19 protein-coding genes (1 of these 19 running past the window's edge) are annotated in these 21,326 nt (G+C 68.2%); 9 read left to right on the forward strand and 10 right to left on the reverse strand.

From position 1 onward, the window contains the following. A protein-coding gene (locus ACZK45_RS21570) for a benzoate/H(+) symporter BenE family transporter (RefSeq protein WP_478445246.1) crosses the window boundary here: on the forward strand, window positions 1–778 show its 3' portion. Its footprint begins 410 nt before the window's first position; only the last 778 of its 1,188 coding nucleotides appear in the window; its start codon lies beyond the left edge, outside the window; its stop codon occupies window positions 776–778. A gap of 6 nt (window positions 779–784) precedes the next feature. Here ACZK45_RS21570 and ACZK45_RS21575 read toward each other — a convergent pair whose 3' ends face one another. The 5 genes from ACZK45_RS21575 to egtB all read right to left on the reverse strand — a co-directional run bounded on the left by ACZK45_RS21575 (window position 785) and on the right by egtB (window position 6,110). After that, window positions 785–1,558, reverse strand: a complete 774-nt coding sequence (locus tag ACZK45_RS21575; protein WP_478445247.1) for a DUF2628 domain-containing protein — start codon at window positions 1,556–1,558, stop codon at window positions 785–787. A 49-nt stretch (window positions 1,559–1,607) separates the two neighbouring features. Beyond that, complete coding sequence (locus ACZK45_RS21580) at window positions 1,608–2,474, reverse strand: D-hexose-6-phosphate mutarotase (RefSeq protein ID WP_071229489.1); 867 nt, start codon at window positions 2,472–2,474, stop codon at window positions 1,608–1,610. Window positions 2,475–2,514: 40 nt separating this feature from the next. Beyond that, window positions 2,515–3,783 (reverse strand): lytic murein transglycosylase, encoded by a 1,269-nt coding sequence (locus ACZK45_RS21585; RefSeq protein ID WP_478445248.1) that lies wholly within the window; start codon window positions 3,781–3,783, stop codon window positions 2,515–2,517. 84 nt (window positions 3,784–3,867) lie between these two features. Continuing rightward, the gene (egtD, locus tag ACZK45_RS21590) at window positions 3,868–4,842 is read right to left on the reverse strand and encodes an L-histidine N(alpha)-methyltransferase (protein ID WP_125895937.1); all 975 of its coding nucleotides are present in this window, start codon (window positions 4,840–4,842) and stop codon (window positions 3,868–3,870) included. Next, the gene (egtB, locus tag ACZK45_RS21595) at window positions 4,839–6,110 is read right to left on the reverse strand and encodes an ergothioneine biosynthesis protein EgtB (RefSeq protein WP_125895938.1); all 1,272 of its coding nucleotides are present in this window, start codon (window positions 6,108–6,110) and stop codon (window positions 4,839–4,841) included. Before egtB ends, egtD begins: the two co-directional genes overlap by 4 nt. Before the next feature lie 150 nt (window positions 6,111–6,260). Between egtB and ACZK45_RS21600 the strand changes: the two genes are divergently transcribed. Beyond that, window positions 6,261–7,541 carry a GGDEF domain-containing protein gene (locus ACZK45_RS21600; RefSeq protein ID WP_125895939.1) on the forward strand — a complete coding sequence of 427 codons (1,281 nt, stop codon included), beginning with the start codon at window positions 6,261–6,263 and terminating at the stop codon, window positions 7,539–7,541. A gap of 3 nt (window positions 7,542–7,544) precedes the next feature. Here the strand turns inward: ACZK45_RS21600 and ACZK45_RS21605 are convergent, their stop codons facing one another. Continuing rightward, the gene (locus ACZK45_RS21605) at window positions 7,545–7,937 is read right to left on the reverse strand and encodes a YchJ family protein (protein WP_125895940.1); all 393 of its coding nucleotides are present in this window, start codon (window positions 7,935–7,937) and stop codon (window positions 7,545–7,547) included. Window positions 7,938–8,039: 102 nt separating this feature from the next. On the opposite strand from ACZK45_RS21605, the gene ACZK45_RS21610 reads away from it, so the two are divergent. Further along, the gene (locus ACZK45_RS21610) at window positions 8,040–8,819 is read left to right on the forward strand and encodes a sulfite exporter TauE/SafE family protein (protein WP_014039007.1); all 780 of its coding nucleotides are present in this window, start codon (window positions 8,040–8,042) and stop codon (window positions 8,817–8,819) included. 96 nt (window positions 8,820–8,915) lie between these two features. On the opposite strand, the gene ACZK45_RS21615 is transcribed toward ACZK45_RS21610, so the two are convergent. From ACZK45_RS21615 to folE, 4 genes are all read right to left on the reverse strand, one after another. Next, window positions 8,916–12,296 (reverse strand): ATP-binding protein, encoded by a 3,381-nt coding sequence (locus tag ACZK45_RS21615; RefSeq protein ID WP_125895897.1) that lies wholly within the window; start codon window positions 12,294–12,296, stop codon window positions 8,916–8,918. Window positions 12,297–12,312: 16 nt separating this feature from the next. Further along, entirely contained in the window at window positions 12,313–13,014 is a 702-nt protein-coding gene (locus tag ACZK45_RS21620) for a DUF4194 domain-containing protein (RefSeq protein ID WP_121504948.1), read from the reverse strand. Beyond that, on the reverse strand, window positions 13,001–14,470 hold the full coding sequence (locus tag ACZK45_RS21625) for a DUF3375 domain-containing protein (protein ID WP_107380760.1): 1,470 nt from the start codon (window positions 14,468–14,470) through the stop codon (window positions 13,001–13,003). Before ACZK45_RS21625 ends, ACZK45_RS21620 begins: the two co-directional genes overlap by 14 nt. A gap of 112 nt (window positions 14,471–14,582) precedes the next feature. Further along, entirely contained in the window at window positions 14,583–15,194 is a 612-nt protein-coding gene (gene folE, locus ACZK45_RS21630) for a GTP cyclohydrolase I FolE (protein ID WP_004141296.1), read from the reverse strand. Window positions 15,195–15,659: 465 nt separating this feature from the next. On the opposite strand from folE, the gene ACZK45_RS21635 reads away from it, so the two are divergent. The 6 genes from ACZK45_RS21635 (at window position 15,660) to ACZK45_RS21660 (ending at window position 21,304) form a co-directional block, all read left to right on the forward strand. After that, a complete protein-coding gene (locus tag ACZK45_RS21635) occupies window positions 15,660–16,115 on the forward strand; it encodes a MarR family winged helix-turn-helix transcriptional regulator (RefSeq protein ID WP_012481667.1) in 456 nt (151 codons plus the stop codon). A gap of 108 nt (window positions 16,116–16,223) precedes the next feature. Further along, a complete protein-coding gene (locus tag ACZK45_RS21640) occupies window positions 16,224–16,433 on the forward strand; it encodes a DUF1656 domain-containing protein (protein ID WP_010487502.1) in 210 nt (69 codons plus the stop codon). Continuing rightward, window positions 16,430–17,347, forward strand: coding sequence for an efflux RND transporter periplasmic adaptor subunit (locus ACZK45_RS21645; RefSeq protein WP_032973896.1), 918 nt, complete (start codon window positions 16,430–16,432; stop codon window positions 17,345–17,347). The genes ACZK45_RS21640 and ACZK45_RS21645 overlap by 4 nt, the downstream gene beginning before the upstream one ends. Then, complete coding sequence (locus ACZK45_RS21650; protein ID WP_049400357.1) at window positions 17,344–18,804, forward strand: efflux transporter outer membrane subunit; 1,461 nt, start codon at window positions 17,344–17,346, stop codon at window positions 18,802–18,804. The genes ACZK45_RS21645 and ACZK45_RS21650 overlap by 4 nt, the downstream gene beginning before the upstream one ends. Window positions 18,805–18,807: 3 nt before the next feature. Continuing rightward, window positions 18,808–20,847, forward strand: a complete 2,040-nt coding sequence (locus tag ACZK45_RS21655) for an FUSC family protein (protein ID WP_049462913.1) — start codon at window positions 18,808–18,810, stop codon at window positions 20,845–20,847. 61 nt (window positions 20,848–20,908) lie between these two features. After that, window positions 20,909–21,304, forward strand: coding sequence for a hypothetical protein (locus tag ACZK45_RS21660; RefSeq protein ID WP_125895899.1), 396 nt, complete (start codon window positions 20,909–20,911; stop codon window positions 21,302–21,304). The last annotated feature ends 22 nt before the right edge of the window (window positions 21,305–21,326 follow it).

Here is a 21,326-nt window from a genome sequence, read left to right on the forward strand (position 1 = left end):
CGGGGTGCTGCTGCGCTTCGGCCTGGACGTGTTCGTGGCCATGAACACCCAACTGGTACTGGCGCTGGCCATGTTCGCCACCTGGCTGGGCGGACGCCGCCTGTTCCCGCGCTATGCGGTCATCGCCACCCTGCTGGTCGGCATCGCGGTGGCGGCCAGCCGTGGCCTGCTGCACGCACAGCAGGTGCAGCTGCAACTGGCAGTACCGCAATGGGTGACCCCGTCCCTGTCCTGGACTGCAGTGGCTGGCATCGCCCTGCCCCTGTTCGTGGTCACCATGGCCTCGCAGAACATTCCGGGCGTGGCGGTGATGCGCGCATCCGGCTACGACGCCCCGGTGTCGCCACTGATCGGCTGGATCGGTGTGGTCAATACGCTGCTGGCACCGTTCGGTGCGTACGCACTAAACCTGGCGGCAATCACCGCAGCGATCTGCATGGGCCGCGATGCGCATGAGGACCCGGCACGACGCTATACCGCAGCGATGGCGGCCGGCGCCTTCTACATTGTCGTCGGGCTGTTCGGCGCCACCGTGGCCGCACTGTTCGCGGCGTTCCCGAAAGAGCTGGTGGCCTGCGTGGCCGGTATCGCGCTGTTCGGCACCATCGCCAACAGCCTGGCCAGTGCGCTGGCAGTAGAGCGGGACCGCGAGGCGGCACTGGTCACCTTTCTGGTCACCGCCTCGGGCATCTCGCTGGCCGGCATCGGTTCGGCGTTCTGGGGCCTGGTGGCCGGTGCGCTGTGCCTGCTGGTACTGCGGCCACGCCAGGCCGGCTGATCCGGCCTAACCCGCCAATGCAGCGCCGACCGTACTTAGCACCACCGCGATGACGATGGCGATCAGTGTGGCGACCACGCTGGTGCCGCCGCGCGCGGTCAGCTCGCTGCGCAGCCGTGTGTCATCACCGCCGGTCACGGCACGGGCCTGGGCGATCAGGCGCTGGCAGTGTGCCAGGTACCAGCTGTTGCCAAAGATGCCGGTGGTGATGCTGAGCGCAAAGGTGATGACCAGTGACAGGCCATCCGGCACATCCAGCAAGGTCTCCACCACACTGATCAACAGCAGCAGGCCAGCCCACATCGCCGCCAGGCGGTACATCTTGCGGTACATCATCCAGATCAGGCCGAGCAGAAAGGCCGGCCAGTGCCAGGTGCCACTGCCCGTGGCGATGCCCTGATCCAGCCGCCAGCGCTGGCGATAGATCGGGAAGTTGCCACCGACCACGCTGGCGTACAAGGCCATTTCGCCCTCCAGCCCAGCCGCCGCGGCCGTCTCCGGTGCCGCAACCGGTGCACGATAGGGATCGGACGGATCGCCGACACTCGGCGCGATGCCCTCAGCCGCAGGCGCTGCGTCGATATCCAGGACCGGAGCCACCTCGACCTGCGTTGAGGCCTGATCCAGCTCCGCCAACGGCCGCCACGAGGGCATGCCCTCGCACCAGAGCAGCGTTCGCGCCGTGACCGTCCCTTCCCGCTGCAGCTGGCGAAGACCGGCCAGATCCACCGGCCCACTGCTCTGCCTGCCATTGGCGTACCACCATTGTGCTTCCTGCATGTTTTCCGTCCTTGCTACTGCATCGACAAACTGAAACCGCTGCCAGCGCCTACAGCGCGGTACTGGCCAGGGTCTGCACCAGTTGATGGCGCTCACCCGGCGCAAGCGTAATCTGCTCCGGGCCTGCGTTGGCCACTTCCAGGCAAACGTAATCGTGCCAGCCATCGCCGACATCGGCCATTTTCGCTGCCGCCTCCGCACCGGGATTCCAGGCCACCAGCGTCTGGCTGCCTTCGCTGCGGATCTCGATCCGCCGCTGCAGTACGGGATCACGCAGCACGTAATGGCCGCCGGCACCGGTATAGATGCGATCGCTGCGACCGGGGTCACGCGGATCGCGCAATGACCACGGTCCCTGTTGCAGGCGAAGCTGCGCATAGTCCTCGTACTTGTCCAGGTACTGCAGGCCATCAAGGCCCTCGACCTCGACCTGGTTGGCATCGCCCACCCGGAAATAGCTGTGCAGGGCCTGGGTGAAGGTCACCGGCGAGGTTCCGGTGTTTTCGGTGACGAGCTGCTGACGCAGCTGGCGGCCGATGCGCAACTGCATCTGCAGGCGCAGGCCGGGATCGGCGCAGGGTGCAGGTGCCAACTGCAGCTCGACCTCACCGTCATCGCTCTGGCTGGCCTGCAGAAGCTCCCAACGCGCGGTGCGCACCAGGCCATGCGCGGGCACATCATTGTTCTGGCCCTGGCGGCCGAACCACGGCCAGCACACCGGGACGCCACCGCGGATGGGCGTGGGCAGCTCGGCGCGCGTGGGCGAAAGCCACAGTACATCGGGCTGCCCATCGGGAATGAACGACAGCAGCTGTCCGCCGAACACGCTGATGACCGCCGTCGCGCTGGGGGTGCGCACGTGCCAAGCCTCCAGCCCGTGATACAGGCCGCTGCTGATGTCCGGATCCGACTGCATGCGATGACGCTCCTTGAAGACCGCGGCGATGATGTCGCGGTCAGCGTGCCTGGGGCAAGGCCTTCTGCGCAGCGGGTGCGATGGCGGCCGCCTCTTCCTGCAGCGCGCGCAGGATGCGTTGGCCGGCACGCCCATCGGCGTTGGCCCAGCCCAGGCGCTGCTGCTCGGACTGGATCGCGCGACGGGTGGCGGTACCGATCATGCCGTCGGCGGTACCGATGTCGTGGCCACGCGCCAGCAGCAGGGTCTGCAGCTGACGGCGTTCATCGCGGCCGATGCCGGGATCATCGGTCGGCCAGGCGGTGGCCAGCTCATTGCCGCCACGCAGCTGGTCGGCCAGCGTGGCGATCGCCAGCGCATAGCTTTCGGCGGCGTTGTAGCTGTAGATCGCGTCGTAGTTGCGGAACACCAGCAACGCCGGGCCCTTGTTGCCGGCCGGCAGCAGCAGGGCGGCGCGCGCATCCGCCGGCAGGTTGGCCGGAGCCAGCACACTGCCATCCAGCGCGGTCAGGCCCTGCGCACGCCAGTCGGCCAGGGCGCGACGCTGGGTACGTCCGGCCTGGCTGGCGTTGAAGCCAGCGGGAACAAGAACTTCCATGCCCCACGGCTCGCCACTGCGCCAGCCGGCACGCTTGAGGTAGTTGGCAGTGGAGGCCAGCGCATCGGGAATGCTGCCGACCAGATCGCGGCGGCCATCGCCATCACCGTCCACGGCGATGCGTGCGTAGGTGCTGGGCATGAACTGCGTATGCCCGAAGGCACCGGCCCAGGAACCGGTGAGGCCCTGTGCCTGCAGGTCGCCGCGGTCGATCAGCTTGAGCAGTGCCAGCAATTCACCGCGGAAGAAGGGTTGGCGACGGCCGGCGCAGGACAGCGTGGCCAGTGACTGCAGCAGGGGGCGCTTGCCGAACACGCGGCCGTAGTCGCTCTCCACGCCCCAGACCGCGACGATGGTGGCCGGATCGACGCCGTACTGCGCCGACACTCGATCGAGCAGGTCGCGATGCTGCTGCAGCATGGCGCGACCATCAGCCACGCGCTGGCGATCGACCAGCGCGGCCAGGTAGTCCCAGATCGGCGTGGTGAATTCCGGCTGCGCGTCGAGCAGGCCGAGCACGCTGAGGTCCGGGGTGAGGCCGGCGGTGATTTCGTTGAAGCGCTCGGCGCTGATGCCCTGGCTGGCGGCCGTGGCCTGCAGGCCCGAAAGGCAGCGGCTGAAGGCCAGATCGACGCTGGCATCCGGTGCTGCAGGCAGCGCGGGGGGCGAGGCGAGAGCGGCCGCCAGGCCGAGGGTGGTCAGAATGGGCATGGCGTCCTCCGTGTTGCCGTTGCACGGCCATCTTAGGGGTAGCGGTGCTGCAGAACCTGAAGGGGTACCGGCTGGCCGGCCGCCCTAGATGGCACGCAGCAGGCGCAGGCCGTAGGCGGGACTGTCGGCATTCCAGCGCTGCGTGACCTGCAGGCCCGCGTGCTGCAGCAGCGCCTCGAAGCTGTCGTCGGTGTACTTGTGGCTGTACTCCACACGGATCGGTTCGTCGGCGGCGAAGTGGAAGGTGCGGCCGTCCAGATGCATATCCTGCGCCCAGCGGCTGACCAGATCGGTTTCGATGCGCAGCCGCGCGGTGCTGTAGCAGGCACGGTGGTGGAAGCCGTCGAGGTCGAAGTCGCTGCCGATCTCGCGATTGAGCCGGGCCAGCAGGTTGAGAGTGAACGCGGCGGTGACGCCCTGCGCGTCGTTGTAGGCCGCTTCGATCAGAGCCGGGTCCTTGTGCAGATCGATGCCGACCAGGGCCAGGCCGTCGCGGCCCATCGTCTGGCGCATCGCCCGCAGCAGTGCGACCGCGTCTTCGCCTTCAAAGTTGCCCAGCGTGGAACCGGGGAAGAACAGCAGCCGTCGCGCGGGTTCGCGCTCGGGCATGGGAACGGCGACGGGGCGGGTGAAGTCGGCACAGACCGGCAGCATCTCCACCTCCGGCAACGCCGGCGCCAGATGATCGATGCTGGACAGCAGCGCGGCCCGCGAGATTTCAATCGGCGTATAGGCCACCGGGTCGTGAAGTGCGGCCAGCAGCAGCGCGGTCTTGCGTCCGCTGCCGCTGCCCAGCTCCACCACGTGCAGACGCGGGCCAACGCTGCGGGCGATGTCCGGCAGCACACGCTTAAGCAGGGCCAGCTCGGTGCGCGTGGGGTAGTACTCGGGGGTCTGCGTGATCTGCTCGAACAGTCGCGAGCCACGCGCATCGTAGAAGTACTTGGACGGCAGCTGGCGCGGCGTACGTGAGAGTCCGGCCACTACGTCGGAGAGGATCTGCTGCCGCCCGGGGGTGAGATCGGTCAATGCCTGCAGCGCGTCATGCACGGTGCTCATGTGAGGTCCCTGGCCAGGCGCAGCCCGGAGAACTGCCAGCGCGCCGGCGGCATGAAGAAGTTGCGGTAGCTGGCGCGCACATGGCCGCGGGGTGTCGCGCAGCTGCCGCCACGCAGCACCCACTGCCCGCACATGAACTTGCCGTTGTACTCACCGAGGTTGCCGGCGAAGGGACGGAAGCCCGGATAGGCGCCATACGCGCTGTGGGTCCACTCCCAGACATCGCCGAACAGCTGCCGTATTCCACTGCCCTGCGATGCCTGCGGGTGCAGCCGGTCGTCGTCAGCGAAATGGCCGCGCAGCGGCTGCGACGCAGCGGCGGCTTCCCATTCGTACTCGCTGGGCAGGCGCGCGCCGGACCAGCGGGCGCAGGCATCGGCCTCGTAGTAGCTGAGGTGGCAGACCGGCGCGTGCGGATCCAGTTCGCGCCAACCGCCCAGGGTGTACTCGCGCTGCAGGGCGTCATCCCAGTACAGCGGGTGCTGCCAGCCCTCGGCTTCGCGCAGCGCCCAGCCTTCGCTGAGCCACCAGCGCGGTTCGCGATAGCCACCGGCGTCGATGAAGGCCCGATACTCGGCATTGCTGACGGGACGCTCGGCCAATGCGTGCGCGGGGAGCAGCACGCGGTGCGCTGGCGATTCGTTGTCGTAGGCGAACGCGGCCTGCTGCGGCCATGCCGCGGCGCCGACGGTGACGATGCGCTCGGGTGATTCGATCCAGCCCTGCGCACTGGCAGCGCTGGTGGCAGGCTGCAGGTCCTCGCGGTAGGCGGGCTGCAATGGGTTGCACCAGAACGCATGCTTGATGTCGGTGAGCAGCAGTTCCTGGTGCTGCTGCTCGTGCTGCAGGCCCAGCTGCAGATGTTGCAGTGCCTGTTCATCGAGATCGCCCGCCGCCAACCGCGATTGCACCTGCGCATCGACCTGCTGGCGGTAGTCGCGCACCTGCTGCAGCGACGGGCGCGACAGCAACCCGCGCTGTGGCCGCGCATGCGCCGGGCCGATGCTCTTGTAGTAGCTGTTGAACAGGTAGTCCCAGCCCGGGTCATGCGCTGGCGCGGTGCCGAAACCCGCCAGCACGAAGCGTTCGAAGAACCAGGTGGTGTGGGCCAGGTGCCATTTGCTCGGGCTGGCGTCAGCCATGCTCTGCAGCATGGCGTCCTCGGCACTGAGCGGCGCGGCCAACTGCAGGCTGCGCGTCCGTACATGGGCGAACTGGCGGGCGAGATCGTGCTGCGGGGCAGCGACGGCGGCGGGTACGCTGTCCATGTGGGCAGCATCGGCGCTGGATGGTGAGTGCGACGTCATGGTTCGGCATCACTTCGTTCACATGGATGAGCCTGCCGCATTCAAGAAGCCACCACGAACGCCGCTAACGGCAATGCTGCGGCCGCGTCGTCACCGCGCTGGAATTCCTACTTGCCCCTGCATCCGCTCCGCCAGCCTGCGCATTACCTGTTCGTGCTGCCTGCCGTGCTGGTTGCCGTGGTGGTGTGGACCGCATTGGATACCGCAGACGTGGCCAGCCCGGCGCAGCGCATCCTGCCCTGGCTGCTGGCCTGCCTCGGTGCCGGCCTGGCCCTGCTCTACCACCAGGTGCGCACGTTGTGCCTGCTGATGGTTGTGGCGGTGATGTTCGCGCTGCTGCACCAGGACGTCGCTGGCTACCTGCGCAATGGCCATGTCACCACGCTGACACCGCTGCGCTTCCACGCCATCTCGGCCTGGTTGCCGCTGTTGTCTGCCGGCCTTGCGTTGTGGCCGGAGCGCGGACGGCGGCGCCAGGACCTGCTGCTGCGCGGTATTGCCAGCGGCACCGCGGTGATGATCTTCCTGCTGCTAGCCACACAGCAGCCGCGCGGCATGCACGATCTGCTGTCGAACCGTCACTGGGCCTGGATTCCCGCCGACTGGAACGCGCTGGCGCAGCTGCCGGCGCTGCTGTTCCTGCTGGCGACCGCAGCGTTGGGCTGGCAGGCGTGGCGGCATCCTCGGCCACTGCACACGGCGATGCTGCTGGCCCTGCTGTGCCTGTGGTGGATGCTGCCGCGGATCTTCCTGCACCCTGTACTGCTGCCGGCGCTGAGCAGCGCCGCCCTGCTGCTGATGCTGGGCGCGATGCTGCAGGAGTCCTTCCACATGGCCTTCCGCGATGAGTTGACCGGCCTGCCGGGGCGACGGGCATTCAACGAGACCCTGCAGCGGGCACGCGGCACCTACAGCATCGCGATGGTGGACGTGGACCACTTCAAATCATTCAACGACACCCATGGCCACGACACCGGAGACGATGTACTGCGCCTGGTGGCCTCGCGGCTGGCGCGGGTGGGCGACGGTGGCCGTGCATTCCGCTATGGCGGTGAGGAGTTCGCGGTGGTGTTCCTGGACCGCCCTGCGGCGGCCTGCATGGATGCCGTGGAGGCGCTGCGGCAGAGCATCGAGGAGACCCGCATGCAGCTGCGCGACCGCAGCACCCGCAGCCGCGATGACGAAGCCGGCCGCCAGCAGCGCGGACGCGGTGGCAGCGGCCAGGTGGTACAGGTGACAGTGAGCATCGGCCTGGCCGACAGCCATGTGGATCCGCGCCCGATGGCGGTGGTCAAGGCCGCCGACCAGGCGCTGTACGTGGCCAAGGACGGGGGGCGCAACCAGGTGCACGCACATGCCGGCCAGCGCGTGCTGGCCGTGCGTGGCGGCTGAGGCTCAGACCGCGTCGAGGTAGTACCAGCGGCCGTCGATGCGCTGGAAGCGGCTGTGTTCGGTCATCTTGACCGCACTGCCGCCGCCGACGCGATAGCGCGCGGTGAAGCGGACATCGGCGCTATCGGCACCGGTGACGGTGTGCTCGTGCACGGTCAGGCCCAGCCAATGGGTACGCTGGCCGGGTGCTTCATCCAGTGACAGCTCGGCCGGACGCGTGTCCGGGTGCCAGCTCTGGCGCAGGTAGTCAGCCAGACCGCGCACGTAGGCGCTGTAACGCGAACGCATCAGGCGCTCGGCGTCGGGCGCGGCTTCACCGGTGTGGAAACGGCCGCAGCAGGCGGCATAGTCGGCGGGCAGGCCACAGGGACAGGGATCGGCGGGTTTTCGGCTCATGCCGGCATTGTCGCCGGGTTGCGCGGATTGATCCACGCGCGGCACGGGCCAGCTGAAGCAGGACAGGCGTATGCTGTCGCGCCCCCACCTTGATTGATCGCCGTGCTGGAACTGGTTCCCCCTGAGTTGTGGTGGCTGGTGGTGATCGCCTTCATCGCCGGTCTTGTGGATGCCGCCGTGGGTGGCGGTGGCCTGGTGCAGCTGCCCGGCCTGTTCACGGTGCTGCCGCAGCAGACGCCGGCGATGCTGTTCGGTACCAACAAGTTCAGTTCGATGTTCGGCACCGGTGCGGCTGCCTGGCGCTATGCGCGCAACGTGCGCTTCCCGTGGAAGCCGGTGCTGTTCGCGGCCGGCACCGCCTTCATCTTCTCCTTCGCCGGGGCCACCGCGGTGAGCCTGCTGCCCAAGGACGCGGTGCGCCCACTGGTGCTGGTGCTGCTGATCGCGATGCTGGCCTACACGTTGTGGAAAAAGGACTTCGGTGCGCTGCACCGGCCGCAGGAGATCGGCCGCCGCGAGCTGGTGATCGCGCTGGCGATCGGTGCAGCGATCGGCTTCTACGATGGCTTCTTCGGGCCGGGCACCGGCAGCTTCCTGATCTTCCTGTTCGTGCGCTTCTTCGGCCTGGATTTCCTGCGCGCGTCGGCCGCGTCGAAGGTGGTGAACCTGGCGACCAATGTGGCGGCGATCTCGTTCTTCGTGCCGACCGGCAACATCCTGTGGCTGTTCGCGCTGCCGATGGCGGCGGCCAACATCATCGGTTCGGTGGTGGGCACGCGGTTGGCGCTGAAGGGCGGCACGCCGTTCATCCGCAAGCTGTTCGTGGGGCTGGTGGTGGTGCTGATCGCGCGGATGGCGTGGGATACGTTCCGCGGAGCGTGAGTGCGGTTGCCGGCCAGCGGCCGGCACTACCGGGTCATGAACCCCGCCCATGGGTAGTGCCGGCCGCTGGCCGGCATTCCCATTCAATCGGCCGGGTCAGGCCTCCGCTTCTTCCGGTTCGTTGGCCTGCTGGCGGCTGCGCTCGGGCAGCTTCAGGCGCTTGCCTTCTTCGTCGTACTCGATCAGCAGCACGCCGGAGTCGTGGCGGCCGCTGATTTCGACGAAGCAGGCACCGCCGATGAACGGTTCCAGCGTCATCACCGACTTCAGCGGGGTGGCCACCACCATCTGGAAGCCGAAGTTGTCGAAGATGTTCATCGCCAGTGCGGTGAACTCGTTGTCGGCCTTGTCGAAGGCTTCGTCAAGCACGACCGCGGCGTAGCTGGGCAGCTGGCTGTCAGCGCCGCCGAGCTGGTAGCGCAGTGCCGCAGCCAGGCAGGTGGTGGCCAGTTTCTGGCGCTGGCCGCCGGACTTGCCGGCGCCGCTGCGGTAGATCTCGACCTGCTGGCGCGTTTCCGCATCCAGCTCGACGCCGATGAACTCCACGTGCATGCGCACGTCCAGCACCAGTTCGCGCCAGCGCTTGTCTTCGCCTTCCTGTGAACCCAGGCGGTTGACCAGCTGGCGCAGCACGGTGAACTGCGATTCGGCCAGCTCGCGCTGCTCGGTCTGCTGCTGCGACAGCACCTCGCGCAGCTGCAGGTGGAACTCACCGACTTCCGGCAGGCGGCGGTCGCTCAGTTCAATGGTCAGCAGCGTGCCACGGTTGAACGGCACCTGTTCCAGGCTGGCGTTCACCTCGTCCAGGCGCTGGCCGATCGACTTGCGGGCCTCGGCGCTGTGGCGCTGCAGGGCCAGCAGGTTGTTCTTGCTCTGGTTCTGCAGCAGATCGAAGAAGCGCTCTTCGTGCTGCGGCAGGCCGTCGCGCTCCAGGCGTTCGAGGCGGGCGAGGAAGTCCTCGGCCGAGGCCACCGAGACGGTGAAGTCGCCCGATTCCTCCGGCCACTGCTGGATGAAGCGACGGAAGCAACCGATCAGCTGGTTCTCGATGCGGTTGAGGTCCTGCTGCGAGGACGACAGCTGCTCGTTCAGCGCGTTGCTGACCTGGCGCATGTGCGCCTCCAGCGTTTCCAGGCTGAGCGGGCCCTGCTCCTGCAGGCGCTCGGCGAGCCCGGCTTCCTGCTCCTGGGCCAGGCTCGGCAGCACCAGCGCACGGCTCTGCTGGCGGGCGCGGTCGAGGCGATCGCGCTCCTTGACCAGCTGGCCGCGCTCGACGCGGACGTCCTCATAGGTGCGGCGGGACTGCTCGATGTCGGCGCGCACGGCGTCGATCTGCTTGGCCAGCTTGGCCAGATCGGCATTGCCTTCGCGCAGGTCACGCAGGGTGGCCTCGATGTCGCTCAGGCGCTGCTGCGGAGCGGCGATGTCGATCTCGTTCCAGCTGATGCTGACCAGCTCGTGGCAGGCCAGGCGGCGTTCGTTGTCGCGGTCACGCTGGCCGCGCAGGCGCGCGATGTCAGTCTCGCAGCTGGCGATGCGCTTGGCCAGTTCCTGTGCTTCGCGCTCGAAGGCGCCCACCTTGTCGTGGTTGTTGAAGCCGAGGATCCAGCGGCGGCGGTCGCCTACCGCGCTGCGGTCGTCCTTCTCGAAACGGTCGCCCGGATGCTTGACCTGGCCTTCGCGGGTGATGCCGCGGTCGACGTTGCGCAGCTGCTTGGCATCCACGCATTCGTAGTCAAAGCGCTTGCCGAGCTCGCGCCGCAGCCAGCTTTCGAACACATGCTCGCGCAGCTCCAGCTTGTGCAGCAGCGACTTCGCCGACGGCTCGCGCGCGAACGCATCATCGTTGCGGCGCACGCGGTAGTAGGTGAAGCGCATGCCCAGGTGAGTGCGGTTCACCCACTCGGCGACGTCGTTGTAGTGCTTGTCATCGACCAGCAGCGACAGCGCGAAGCCGCCCAGCACACGTTCGATGGCGCCCTGCCAGCCCTGCTCTTCCGAACGGACCTGGATCAGCTCGCCGACGAACGGCAGCGCCGCTTCGGCGATGCCGGTTTCCTCGGCCAGGCGCGCGCGCAGCTTCTGCATCGGCGCCGGAATGTTGGACGGCGTGCGCTGCATCGCTTCGAGTTCGACGCGTACTTCACCGAAGCGGCGCTCGTCATCGCGCTTGCCGCCGAGGCGATCGCTGATCGCATCGTCCAGTGCCGCCGAGGCACGCTGGCGGTCCTGCAGTTCGTTCTGTGCGCGCTCGACCAGCTCGGCGAAACCATGGGCATCGTCGGGCAGTTCGGCCTGCAGCTGCTGTGCCGCCTCCTGGGCCTGGTCACGCTTGGCCTTGCGGCGGTCGCGCTCGGCTTCGGCGCGGCCCTGCTCGCGCTCCAGTTCCTCGATGCGCTCACCGCCCTGCTGGCGGCGCTGCAGTTCCAGTTCGGCCAGGCGCTCGGTGTGGTTGTCGAGCGCGGCGCGGCGCTGGGCCTCTTCGCCGAGCAGGCCACGGTCACGCACGTCCATCTCGCGCAGGCGCGCTTCGATCAGCGCCTGGCGGCGGCTTTCGCGGAAGCTGTCGACGCCGAGCTTCAGTGCTTCGTCGTCGCCACGCTGGCGGTGCATCTCTTTCAGATCGTTGTAGTAGGCGCGTGCCGGCAACAGGGTTTCCACCTGGCGGCGCGCGGTGACCACGGCCTGGTGCGCGCCATCGAGCTCGGCGAAGTCGCTGACCAGGCGCTCGGCGGCGTCGAAGGTCTTCGGCGTGTCGAGCATGAAGTCGCGCAGGAAGACGTTGAGGTCGCCCAGGTTCTTCGCCGACTGCGTCTTGTGCAGCAGGCGCAGCGCCATTTCGTTGTCGATACCGAGCAGGTCGCGGAAGCGCTCGGCGTAGCCGGAGAAGGTGTCGAAGTGGTGCAGGTCGGACAGCTTCTGCTTGAGCTTGCGCAGGTCCAGGTCGAAGCCGCCGAGATCCTTGGCGATGTCGAACGGACGCTCGGCGATCATGTAGTGCTTGCGCACGTCGCCGGCCGAGGTGCCGTTGCCGGAGATCCACAGCAGGCGCACCAGGCTGACCACGCGGCCATCGCCGGCGCGGTACTCCAGCACCAGTGCGGTCCAGGTCGCGCCCTTGCGCAGGTACTGGGTAGCGATTTCGCCGGTGCCGCTGTCCTGCTGGTCGGCCCACGCGCCACGCACGTAGGACACCAGGTTGCGGTCGCGGCCGCTGCGCTCGGCTTCACGCGCGGCGGCGTTGAAGTCGACGATGGCCGGCGGCGTCAGCAGCGCGGACATGGCATCGAGCAGGGTCGACTTGCCCGAGCCGGAACGGCCGACGAACAGGAAGCCGCGCTCGGCGATCGGCACTTCGGTCAGGCCGTTGAAGGTGCCCCAGTTGTGCACCTGCAGGCGGCGCATGCGGAACTGCTGCAGGCGCGGGTCCGGCAGGCCTTCGTTGAACAGTGCGGGAGTGTGCTTGGAGATAGCCATGCGATGGTCGGGTCTCTCAGGCCTCGGCGGCCGGGGTTTCGCGCAGCTGGCGGTACACCGCCGAAAGCTGGGACACGTCTTCGGCGGAGAACAGCAGCTTCAGCGCCGGCGAGACTTCGTGGCGGTCTTCCTGGCCGCTGAGGCGGGTCAGGATGTGGTTGTCCTTCATCTTCTGCACCGCCGAGGCGACGCGGCGGTTGAAGCCGGCGCGGTCGGTGGACAGGTTCTTCTCGTAGATGGCCAGCGCTTCGGCCATCTCGGCGTCGGCGACCACCGCGCGGTTGCCGCGCGCATCGGCCTCGGCCAGCTGCTGGCGCAGGTACAGCAGCAGCACCGAATCGATGAAGGTCAGCGGCGAGGTGCGCAGCAGCACCGGCGCATCCACGTCTTCGGTATCGGCCTGGCGGGTGAACGCCACGCCGCTGTCACGGTCGAGCACCAGTTCCAGGAACAGGTCCGCCAGCGACGAGCGGATGGCCGCCTCGCTGCGGATCAGCGCCGGCCACAGCTTGGCGTGGCGCAGCTGGTCGATGCTGGGGCCGATCAGCAGCTGGCACAGCGCGCGGCGCGCATCCAGCGGCAGGCGCCCGGTATCGCCGAGGTAATACACGTCGTTGCCACGGCGGGACTGCGCCACGGCCGCCACCGGCTCGGCCTCGTAGGCGTCTTCCGCCACGTCGGCCTGGGCTGCGTCGATGGGATCTTCATGCCAGCTCATGGCGTCTCTCCTGGGTGAACCAAACCAGCGGGATGCGGGCGCGACGGACCTGGCCGTCGCCACCACGCCATTCGGCAAGCTCCTGCTCGCCGGCGATCACATTGCCGAAGCGCGTGCCCAGCGACAGGTAGCCGATGACGCTGCCCAGGCCCTGCGGCGCTTCACGCTGCGACAGGGCCTGGGCGATGCTGAGCCGCGGCTGTGCATCGAGCAGGTCGTGCAGGTCGCGGCGCAGGGTGCGGAAGTCGATTTCGGATGAAGCGACCAGATCGCCGACGCTTTCCAGGCTGATCGCGGCCGCGTCGTTGTACTCGACGTTGCCATCGACCTGGGCACTGCGTGGATCGTGCAGCCTCCACTGCGACCACGAGCGCAGGCGGCTGGTGGTCAGCTGCAGGTCACGGCCGATGCCGCGCTGTGCGGGGAACTCGTCGCGCAGTGCCAGCGCTTCGGACTGCGCCTGCTTCAGCAACTGGTTGAGGCGGCGCTGTTCCAGGTAGCCACGGCTCTGCACGAAGCCGCGCAGGCTGCGCGCGAAGTTCTGCAGCACATCGTGTACCTGGCCACCGCGCTCGAGCATGGTGCTGGTGAAGCCGCGCAGGAAGTTGCGCTCGTTGCGGTCCAGGCGGCGCGCAAAGCCACGCGCCAGCACCGCCTCCAGCGCAGCATCAAGCTGTGCGCTCTGTTCGGCGTCGTTGAGCAGTCGCCAGAACGCCTGGAAGCTGCGGCCGGCATCGCTCTCGCCGATCACATCCACGCCTTCGAACAGCTGCGACAGCACATCGCCGCGCTCGCCCTCATCGTCGATGATGCGTTCGCGGAAATCGCGGTTGAGCTGCTCGAAGTCGTCGCGCACGCGGCGGAAGTCCTCGGTCAGCTCGTCGGCCAGGCCGATGATCTGGCGCGCACGTTCCAGCGCGCGCTTGCCATCCAGCGCGATCACACGGCCGGCACCAACGCGGGCGATCTCGGCGTCGATGCGGTCGCGCTCGTCGCGCAGCGCCGACAGGCGCGCATCCGGATCGGACTCGGTCTGCGCGGCCAGCTGCGAGAGCTGTTCGATGACCAGCGCCAGGCGGCTTTCGGTGGCAGCCACGCGGGCCTGCTCCAGGCCATCGGCGAAGCGGATCGCCTGCAGTGCCGCGGTCGACAGCTCGTACTGCTCCTGGTCGGCACCTTCGGGCAGGCGGCGTTCCAGCCAACCCTGGGCCAGCCAGTGCGCGATGTAGGCCTGCGCGGTACGCGGCAGGTCGCGCGACAGTTCGTCGCCGTTGAGCTGGTCCAGCGCACGTTGCAGGCGCTCGTTGAGCACCGACGACGACAGCGTGCGCTCGCCGTCCATCAGCAGCCCCTGCAGCAGGCCGATGATTTCCGGAGCGTGGTCGGCGGCGAGCAGCTTCCACTGGGGCTGTTCGCGCAGATGGCGGTAACGGGAGATGCGTTCGCGATGCTTCATGCAGCGAAAGAGGTCTGTTGGGCTGACAGGGACGAGCAGCCACGCACGGCGGCCGCGCGGGCAGCCGTGGGCATGCCGGCCCGCAGCGGCCGGCGGAGTGCGGGCAAGCGGCTCAGCGCTTGCCGCCCACTTCGATGAAGCGCAGGAACTCGGCGCGGGTACGCGCGTCGTCGCGGAAGCTGCCCAGCATCTTGGAGGTAACCATGCTGACGCCGCGCTTGTGGATGCCGCGGGTGGTCATGCATTCGTGGGCGCCTTCGACGACCACGCCGACACCGATCGGCTGCAGCACATCCTGGATGCACTGGGCGATCTGCGCGGTCATCTTCTCCTGCACCTGGAAACGGCGGGCATAGGCTTCGACGACGCGGGCCAGCTTGCTGATGCCCACCACCTTGCCGGCCGGCAGGTAGCCGACGTGCACGCGGCCGATGATCGGCGCCATGTGGTGTTCGCAGTGGCTTTCGTACTCGATGTCGCGCAGGACGATCAGTTCGTCATAGCCGGCCACTTCCTCGAAGGTCCGCTCCATGTAGGCGCGCGGGTCGTCGCGGTAACCGCTGAACCAGTCGCCATAGGCTTCGGCAACACGGCGGGGGGTATCCAGCAGGCCTTCACGGGACGGGTCCTCACCGGCCCAGCGCAGCAGGGTGCGCACGGCATCCTCGGCCTGGTCCTGGGTCACGTCGCCCTGCGGGGCGGCCTTTTCGTTGTTCTTGCTCATTGCGTACAGCGTCCCGAACGGGGGGCGAGCATCGTACCCGACCGGGGGGTGGGTCGTCCTGTTGGGACGGTTCATCGGGGGGTCGTTGTTGGCGCGTCGTTGCTGTCGGCCTGGAGGGGGAGAGGGGGCTGCGCAGGACACGCCGTAAACCCGTCCCTGGGGCTCGATGGCGCCATCCATGGCGCCAACGGTCCTGCGCAGCCCCCTCTCCCCCTCCTTGACGGTTTCCTGCGGGCGCGACCGGACCGCCCGAAAGCGGGGGTCAAAAGCGGGGTTCATGGCTCCGGAAGCACCGCGCCGCTGCTGTGGTTTTTCCTGCTTTGGTGGGTGCGGACCTTGGTCCGCACTGCATCTGCTGCTGCCCCACCCGACACCAGGCAGGCGCAACGCTTTCCTCACTACACCCCGCCCATTCAGCAAAAACCATTGATAGGAATGAAATTAGTAGTATCCTATCTATCTCTTATGGACCGACCCCTCGACGAGCGCACCGTGCTGCAGATGCAGCTCAGCTCCGGCCTGCTGTACGCAGGGCGGCAGTGGCAGCGCCTGGCCGACAGCCGGCTCGGCAGCTACGGCATCTCCACCGCCTGCACCATGCCGCTGCTGATGATCGGCCGCTCCGGCGGTGGCATCCGCCAGGTGGCGCTGGCCCAGCAGCTGGGCATGGAGGGTCCTTCCCTGGTGCGCCTGCTGGACAAGCTGTGCGCCAGCGACCTGGTCCGCCGCGAGAGCGACGCCAGCGACCGCCGCGCCAACCTGCTGTGGCTGACCGACGCGGGACACGCGCTGGTCAGCGAGCTGGAAGACCAGTTGATCGGCCTGCGCCAGGACGTGTTCGGCGAGCTTTCCATGGATGAACTGCACGCCGTGCTGAAGGCATGGCGCCTGCTGGCCGAGGCTGCCGACCGCATCACGTAAGAGCGCTGCCCCCGAATACCGCCGCTGCCGTGCACACGCCAGCGGCTTTTGCCCGTTGCTGTTGTTTCGTTGTTCCTCCCCTCCCCCACCTCGCCCCCGCCCCTACCGATGCCCGGTGAATTCAGTCTCCACGGAGTGTTCGTCCCGACCCTGCTCGGGTTGATGTTGTTGGCCTATCTGGTCAACAGCGGCCTGCACGCGCTGCTGCAGCGTGCCGGCGCCTATCGCCATGTATGGCACCCGGCGCTGTTCAACCTGGCGCTGTACGGAATCGTGCTGGGCCTGCTGTTCCACCTCCTGCGTTGGATGCAATCGTGAACAAGATCGTGAAGAAGACCCTGCCGGTGCTGCTCACCAGCGCAGCCGTGATCGTCGCCCTGCTGGTGCTGCGCCAGCTGTGGGTCTATTACATGGATGAGCCATGGACCCGCGATGCCCATGTCGGCGCCGACGTGGTGCAGGTGGCGCCGGACGTATCCGGACTGGTGGAAACGGTGCAGGTGGCCGACAACCAGGCGGTGAAGAAGGGCGACCTGCTGTTCGTGGTCGACCGTGCCCGTTACCGCATCGCGCTGGAGCAGGCCAAGGCCAGCCTGGGCGAGCGCCAGGCCTCGGTGGCACAGCTGCGCCGCGAGATCGGCCGTGACCGCAGCCTGCAGGACCTGGTCGCCGCCGAGGACGCCGAAGTGCGCCGCGCCAAGCTGCAGGCCGCACAGGCCGCGCTGGCCACCGCACAGGCGGCGGTCGACCTGGCCGAGCTCAACCTGGGGCGCACCGAGGTGCGCGCACCGGCTGATGGCCGGGTCAACGACCGCACCATGCGCGTGGGCGACTACGTGGTGGCCGGCAAGCCGGTGCTGGCGCTGCTGGATACCGGCTCGTTCCGCATCGATGGTTACTTCGAGGAAACCCGCCTGCGTGGCGTGGCCCCGGGACAAGCCGTGGACATCCGCCTGATGGGCGAATCGACCCCGCTGCGTGGCCATGTCGAAAGCATCGCCGCCGGCATCGAGGACCGTTACCGCAGCAATGGCAGCACCCTGCTGCCGAACGTGACCCCGGCCTTCGACTGGGTGCGCCTGGCGCAGCGCATCCCGGTGCGCATCGCCATCGACGAAGTACCCAAGGGTGTGGAACTGATCGCCGGCCGCACCGCCACGGTGACCGTGGACACCGGCCGCCATCCGCACAACGACAAGGCCGGCACGGCGCCGACACAGGCGGGCCTGTGAACGCCGCCCTGCCCCGTCTCGGCCTGATCGTCGCGCTGGCCAGCCTGGCCGCGTGCAGGACCGTCGGCCCGGACTATGCATTGCCGGAAGGTTCGGCGTTCAAGCGCCCGCAGGCCAATGCCGCCTTCATCGATACCCAGAACCCGCAGATCGCCGCCAACCAGGCGCTGCCCGACCGCTGGTGGTCGCTGTACAACGACCCGGTGCTGGATGGCCTGATCACCCAGGCGCTGCGTGACAACGTGGAGCTGAAGGCCGCCGATGCGCACCTGCGTCGTGCGGCGGCGGTGTACGAACAGGCGCTGGACGCCGGTGGCTTCGAGTACGAGGCCGAGGCCGGGGTCAGCCGCGCGCAGCTGTCGGCCGAATCGTTCCTGCAGGAACACGAGCTGCCGGTGATCAACCTGGCCGATGGCAAGTTCGCGGTCAGCTACCAGTTCGACCTGTTCGGCAAGCTCAAGCGCGGCGCCGAAGCGGCCCGTGCCGACGAGCAGTCGGTCGCCGCGGCACGCGATCTGGCCCAGGTCAGCGTGGTCGCGCAGGTGGCCGACAGCTATCTGGAAATCTGCCACGCCAACCACGAACTGCACGTGGCCGAGCATTCGCTGCAGCTGCAGCAGCGCAGCCGTACGGTCACCGAGCGCCTGATCGCGGCCGGCCGTGGCACGCCGCCGGAACTGGCCCGCGCCAATGCCCAGGTGGCGCTGCTGGAAGCTGCACTCCCGCCGCTGCAGGCGCAGCGCTCGGCGGCCGCCTATTCGCTGGCCGCGCTGCTGGGGCAGACCCCGGGCCAGCTGCCGGCCGGTGTGATCGACTGCGCGCACGCCCCCGCCCTGGCGCAGCCGCTGCCGGTCGGTGATGGCCGTGCACTGCTGCAGCGTCGCCCGGACGTGCGCCAGGCCGAGCGCAAGCTGGCCTCGGCCACGGCGCGGATTGGTGTCGCCACCGCCGAGCTGTACCCGGACATCCGCCTGGGTGCCTCGCTCGGTGCCGCCGGCCTGCTGGAAGACTTCGGCACGCCGATGACCCAGCAGTGGTCGATCGGCCCGCTGATCTCGTGGACGCTGCCGTCGTCCGGCACGCACGCACGCATCCACGCCGCCGAAGCCGGTGCCGATGCGGCCCTGGCCGAGTTCGACCACACCGTGCTGCAGGCGCTGCGCGAGACCCAGACCGCACTGGACCGCTATGCACAGGACCTGCGCCGGCTGCAGTCGCTGCGCATCGCGCAGGAGCAGGCCGCACTGGCCGCCGAGCAGAACCGCCGGCTGTACCAGGGCGGCCGCACGCCGTACCTGTCCAGCCTGGATGCCGACCGCAGCCTGGCCACCAGCGATGCCACCCTGGCCGCCGCCGAAGCGCAGGTCTCGCGCGACCAGATCCACCTGTTCCTGGTGCTGGGTGGCGGTTGGCAGGCCAGCGCCGCCGCGCCCAACGCCTCGACCGCAGCGAAGTAAGCCATGAACGCGCTGACCGACCGCCAGGCCTGGCTGTTCTCGATCAAGACCTACCTGGCCGCGGTGGCCGCGCTGTACATCGCCATGGCCGGCAACCTGTCGCGCCCGTACTGGGCGATGGGCACGGTGTACATCGTCAGCCAGCCGCTGCTGGGCCCGACCCGCGCCAAGGGCGTGTACCGCATCGTCGGTACGCTGGTGGCGGGCCTGGCCACCCTGCTGGTGCTGCCGGCGCTGGTGGAATCGCCGCTGGTGCTGAGCGCGGCAATGTCGATCTGGCTGGCCGGCTGCCTGTTCATGGCCCTGCTCAACCGCGGCCCGCGCGGCTACGCGTTCCTGCTGGCCGGTTACACGACGGCCTTCATCGGCTTCCCGGCGGTGACCTCGCCGGAAACCATCTTCGACACGGTGGTGGCACGCAGCGAGGAGATCATCCTTGGCACGGTGGTGGCGGTGCTGTTCGCGTCGCTGCTGTTCCCGGCCTCGGTACGTCCGATGCTGCGCGCGCGCATCGGCAACTGGATGGAGGACGCCGCGCAGTGGTGCCGGCAGATCCTTGAACGTGGCCGCGCGCATGCGCCGCGCAACCGGCTGGCCGCCGACCTGGTGCAGTTCGAGGCGCTGATCGAGTTCCTGCGCCGTGATGATCCACGCCATGCCGGTTCGGCGGTGTCGATGGAGCGCCTGCGCGAGCGCATGCTGCTGCTGTTGCCAGTGCTGTCCTCGATTGCCGACCGCCTGAGCGCGCTGCGCAGCGATGGCCAGGCCCTGCCGGAAGGACTGCCGGCACTGGTCGACGATATCCATGACTGGCTGGACGGGCCGACCAACGCCAGCGAGTACGCCCGCCTGCGCGCGCGCATCAGCGCACTGAAGCCGCAGGTGGACCGCGACCTGCAGCACCTGCAGCTGGCCAGCCTGCTGCTGCGCCTGGAGGAACTGGTGGACCTGTGGCAGGACTGCCGCACCCTGCAGCACGCGATCGACCACGGCACCGCGCCACTGGACCGCGCGCACTACCGCATCCGCACCGAACGCGTGGCCGCCGACAAGCACGTCGACTACGGCATGGCGCTGTTCTCCGCGCTCAGTGCCGGCGTGGCGCTGATGAGCTACTGCGTGCTGTGGATCGCGCTGGGTTGGGAAGGTGGTGGCAACGGCGCGATGATGGCCGCGGTGACCGCTGCATTCTTCGCTGCACAGGACGACCCTGCACCGAGCATGGTGTCGTTCCTGGTGTGGGCGATGGTCGCCTCGGTGGTGGCTGGCGTGTACCTGTTCGGCGTGTTCCCGGCGGTGCACGACTTCGGCCTGCTGGCATTGGTGCTGGCGGTGGCGTTCCTGCCGCTGGGCTTGATGCTGCACCACCCCAAGAGCGCATTGTTCGCGTTGCCGTTGACGGTGAACCTGGCCGCGCTGCTGAGCCTGCAGAACACCTACAGCGCCAACATCCAGACCTTCCTCAACTCGTCGATTGCGATGTTCATCGGCATTGGCTTTGCGGTGGTGATGACCCGCCTGTTCCGTTCGGTGGGTGCCGAGTGGACCGCACGCCGCCTGGTGCGGCAGGGCTGGACCACGCTGGCCGAGGCCGCCGAAGGCCGTGGCCAGCAGGACCGGCAGCGCTTCGCCGCACGCATGCTCGACCTGCTGGGCCTGCTCGCACCGCGCCTGGCAGCGACGCCCGAGGGCAGCGACATCGCCTCGGTGGACATGCTCAACGAGGCGCGCATCGGCCTGAACATCCTGCAGTTGCGTCGCGCACGGCTGGAACTGCCCGAGCGCAGCCGCGAAGCGGTCGAGCACATCCTGGAAGAAATCGCCGTGCATTACCGCCGTCAGATCGCCGCGCGCAAACCGATTGTGGCGGCCGAGGCGCTGCGCGAGCGGCTGGATACCTCGCTGGGCCGGGTCGGCAGCGTGGCCGCCTGCAAGGCGCGCGACGAGGCGCTGATGGGCTTGATCGGCCTGCGCTTCGCGCTGTTCCCGGAGGCGAAGGCGTTGGCGCCGGGGCTGGCGGATGCCAACACTGCATCGGCCTGATAATGAGCACTAGCGCCGGGCGACGCCCGGCAGCCTTTCACCACGCCCACAGGACGGTTCAATGAGTTACGACATGATGGTGTTCGAGGCCAGCACCGCTCCACGTGAGGCGGCGGCCTTCATCGCCTGGTTCGAGAAGCAGACGCAGTGGAACGAACGCCACGAGTACGACGACCCGGCGGTCAGCAGTCCCACGTTGCAGGCGTGGTTCGCGGAGATGGCACAGGAATTTCCGCCAATGAACGGGCCGTTGAGCAATGACGACGATGATCGTGCTGAGGTGACCGAGTACAGCATCGGTAGTCAGGTGATCTACGGCGCGTTCGCCTATTCGGTGGCCGAGCGCGCGCATGGCCGCGTGCAGGACCTGGCCGAGAAGCACGGCGTGGGCTTCTTCGATGTGAGTGCCGATGAAGCGGCGATCGTGTTCCCGGATGGCCTGGTACTGATCGCGTAGATCCACGCAATGCGTGGATGAA

This window comes from Stenotrophomonas sp. 63632_Sma (assembly GCF_056482875.1).